The organism is Methanospirillum sp. (genome assembly GCF_028679455.1).
Lineage (GTDB): Archaea > Halobacteriota > Methanomicrobia > Methanomicrobiales > Methanospirillaceae > Methanospirillum.
The window spans coordinates 1-3,424 of sequence record NZ_JAJRBM010000259.1 but is presented as its reverse complement, the minus strand read 5'-3'; the positions used below and the strand labels follow the sequence as shown (position 1 = coordinate 3,424).

The following is a 3,424-nucleotide window of genomic DNA, read 5'->3' as shown; positions in this document are numbered from 1 at the left end:
GCGTATATCTGGGAGTTATGTATCTCCTGCCTTTCTATCTTCAGGCAGGAATGCATTATAACACTGCAGTGAGTGGATTGTATCTCCTGATTCCACCGGTAGTTACCGCAATCATGGGCATTCCTCTTGGAAGATGGTCGGATCGGATTGGACGTCGACCGTTTGCGATTGCATCTGCTCTTGCGTTGATAGCAATAACCTTCATGTATCTGTTTATTGTCCCGGAGACAGGATCTGTCCTCCTCCTGGCAGGTCTTCTGATAATGGGGCTGTTCTGGGGATTTGCAGGGGGGCCGGTAGCCAGCAGAGTGGTGGATTGTGCTCCCCGAGATGAGAAGGCTACCGGGTCATCACTGATGGTCACCGCGATATATCTCGGGAGTGTCATAGGTACTGCTCTCTTTGCTACAATATTTACGATTGCCACTGCAGGAGAGGGGATTGTATCATTTTCCAATCTAGAGACAGGTTTGTTCATGGATGGATTCCATGTTTCGATGTTGATAGGGTTATTGCTCTCGGTCGTAACGCTTCTGTTATCAGTAGTAGTACGGGAGAAAAAAGAATCTGCAGAGACAATAGGATGGTCTTCTGCCAGGTAGGGTCGCTACAACATCATAGATCCTCACCGCGCCATCCCGGATTACCGTTTCATGAACGTGTATTGACACCTTTATTGAGGAGTATTCGTTTTTAATTCTGAAATTGCTTCTGATTCAGACGAGTACAAGGCAAGTATGGTGGAAAACCCAGAAATATCAAAAACTTCCTGAACCATCGGAGAAATGGAACACATCGCAAATTTCCCTCCGATATCCTTCATATGCTTCGTTGTCTGAAGGAAGATTCTCATTGGAAAACTGGAAACATACGTATTTTCAGATAGATCACAAAGGATACTTTTTTTTGTTGATAATATTTCATTTATTTTCTCTTCAAGATCAAGAGAATTTGTCGAATCTACTCTGGGCGGAAACTTTAGTACCCCGATGCCATCAACATATGTTATTGAGAACTGGGTCATTATATCTCCTCTTAACTCTCTATGGCATGTAGTGTATCCAAGTTATGTATTTATAACTGTTTGGAAACTTTATGTGCAATGGTTTGTTACACGTAAGATCTGGATTAATATCATGATGATGAACAGGAGAACAGCCAGTAATCGGATATCCAGGGAGTACTGCTCTGTTGGGATAATACCTGTGAGGGATCTGATCAAGTGATCACAGTCATGTATCGGTTTAGAGAGGGGACTCTCTCTTTGAAGGGCTCACCGGGTATGTATGATCCGAGTGCTCAAATTATATCAGAATATCTGTTTAATCCGGTTATCTCCTATTTCAATCACGTTGGGTATTGGGAAGTGAATGATCATGACAGCCTCAGGTCTAGATAAGATCTGAGGAACCTTATAAACAAATTGATTTGTCTGACGCTCGTCAGCCGGATTTCTCAGGCTGGTTCACAGTTCAGGTATCCCCGGAAAAATATAGAATAAACTTATCAATGAGAGCCGGTTTTTAATATATTTTAATCACGATGTCTGACACCTGAGCCCGGATTTAGTAACTGAGAAATATCTGAGATCTGAATAGGAAATGGATTAATATGGCAAGATATTATGTGTTCTGAAAGGAGTGGATCAGGGAGAACACATACCGTAGATCAACTTTTTCGTTATTCGTAACGTTATGCCAGATCAAAAAAGGGAGCCGATTAAGGTATACACCTGATACTCTGACTATGAAATCGGAAATTTCAGGATCACAATATTTTCGCTGCGTTCCAGTCATCAGGTTCTACAGAAGGAAATTCTGCCAGATAAAAAGTCCCGTTCCAGAACGTCCCATCATCTGATATACTGAAGTTGAAATTCCCGGTCTCGGTCCATATTCCAGAGAGTGTTTTTCCACCCGCTGAAACAGTCCCGACAAATACCCCGGGGTCATCCTCTATTCCGGGTAACGGTTCATGGGTACCGGTAACCTTATTTCCCTCCTGTGTCAGGATATTGATGACGTGGTCCGTTTTCCAAGTCCCATTCCAGGGATGTTCAGGATCTAACAATTCGCTTGTCCGGGTTGCATTCACGGTAAATGCTCCAGGATCATTCGGACTCGCATTTGGACGGACAGTCCCGACACCGGAATACGACATCTGATCATCGGAGATCACGAAGGTATCGGTTCCTGTTTCAGTGCTGATTCCAGAAAAGACCCTGCCATCAGCTGAAAGTGTTCCCTGAATTTTACCGGGATCATGTTCGGAGAGATTAAATGGCTCATAATACCCTTCAATTGCTGAACCATTCTGCTGGATGAACAAAGTATACCAGGCAGACTCCCAGGTACCGTTCCAGATATTCCCACTCTGACTGGCGGCACCAGAGATCTCATCAGCAGTCCCTATACCACAAATAACCAAGCTACATATCAACAATACCCAGATAAATAATCTCATTACTTCCTCCTCGATTGTAACAAGGTATTGTCATCCAGCCAGAGGATAAGTGTTTTGAAATACTTCATCAAGCTGGTTCTGGTGACTCATTCAATCTACATACCGGAGATTGAACATGATAGACAAGGAAAACAGTCTAAACGTCTCATCACACACTCAATGGAGAGATTCATAGAATTATATGATGCGATGGTGATGAGTTATTCAGAAAGGGCTGATATCTTCTAGAGGGTCCAGAAGATCCCGATGCTTCTCATTTAACTTCAGGAATGACATAAACTATTGACTACTGATATAGGTTATCGGGCTTTTCGGATATCTGACCGAAATATCAGCCAGGTATTTGTACCCGCAGAAACCCAGCTGATTTAATTTCACGAACTGTATACTTAATCAAATAAAAATTGGGTTTTTATGGTCTATCGGAATCATTCTGATCACCATACCCGATTCCAAGAAGCATTGCAAAACCCTTCGTTTCCGGAAAACTTTCAAGGATCATTTTTACCAGTACAGTTAATGGAACTGCAACAATAACACCTGAACCTCCAAGAAAATACCCCCAGAAGATCATGGAGATGAACACGATAGCAGGTGATAAATCCATACCTCTCCCGGCAAGCTGAGGAAAGAGCATATTTTCAGAAAACAAGTTTATCAGGCTTGCAATAATCACAACCAGCACTGCAGAAAACGGATTAATCTCGACCAGTGCCAGAATGGTAGGTGGAAGGACGGCAATAATAAATCCAACATAGGGAACAAAGTTCAGGACAAACATCAGGATTCCCCATAACCAGGGATCCTGCACCCCCATAAGAAACAGTGCTATCCCAAATCCCGCTCCGGTTACAAGATTGACCTTGGTTCTGATGATGACATACTCAATAACAATAGACCCAAATTCAGTTATTCTTCCAGCAATATCCTGCTGATGCGGACCAAGCACATAACTGATCTT

General features: G+C 42.8%; 4 protein-coding genes. 1 reads left to right on the top strand and 3 read right to left on the bottom strand.

Annotated features, from left to right (window positions below; translation table 11 throughout):
• Positions 1-602, top strand: a 602-nt coding sequence (locus tag LUQ50_RS08655) for an MFS transporter (protein WP_300039225.1), incomplete at its 5' end; no start/stop codon positions are given.
• Positions 603-673: 71 nt separating this feature from the next.
• Here LUQ50_RS08655 and LUQ50_RS15955 read toward each other — a convergent pair.
• From LUQ50_RS15955 to LUQ50_RS08645, 3 genes are all read right to left on the bottom strand, one after another.
• On the bottom strand, positions 674-1,024 hold the full coding sequence (locus tag LUQ50_RS15955; RefSeq protein WP_367278979.1) for an STAS domain-containing protein: 351 nt from the start codon (positions 1,022-1,024) through the stop codon (positions 674-676).
• A gap of 743 nt (positions 1,025-1,767) precedes the next feature.
• Positions 1,768-2,427 (bottom strand): hypothetical protein, encoded by a 660-nt coding sequence (locus LUQ50_RS08650; protein ID WP_300039222.1) that lies wholly within the window; start codon positions 2,425-2,427, stop codon positions 1,768-1,770.
• A 448-nt stretch (positions 2,428-2,875) separates the two neighbouring features.
• Positions 2,876-3,424: AI-2E family transporter (locus tag LUQ50_RS08645; RefSeq protein WP_300039216.1), on the bottom strand; the 549-nt coding region annotated here is incomplete at its 5' end.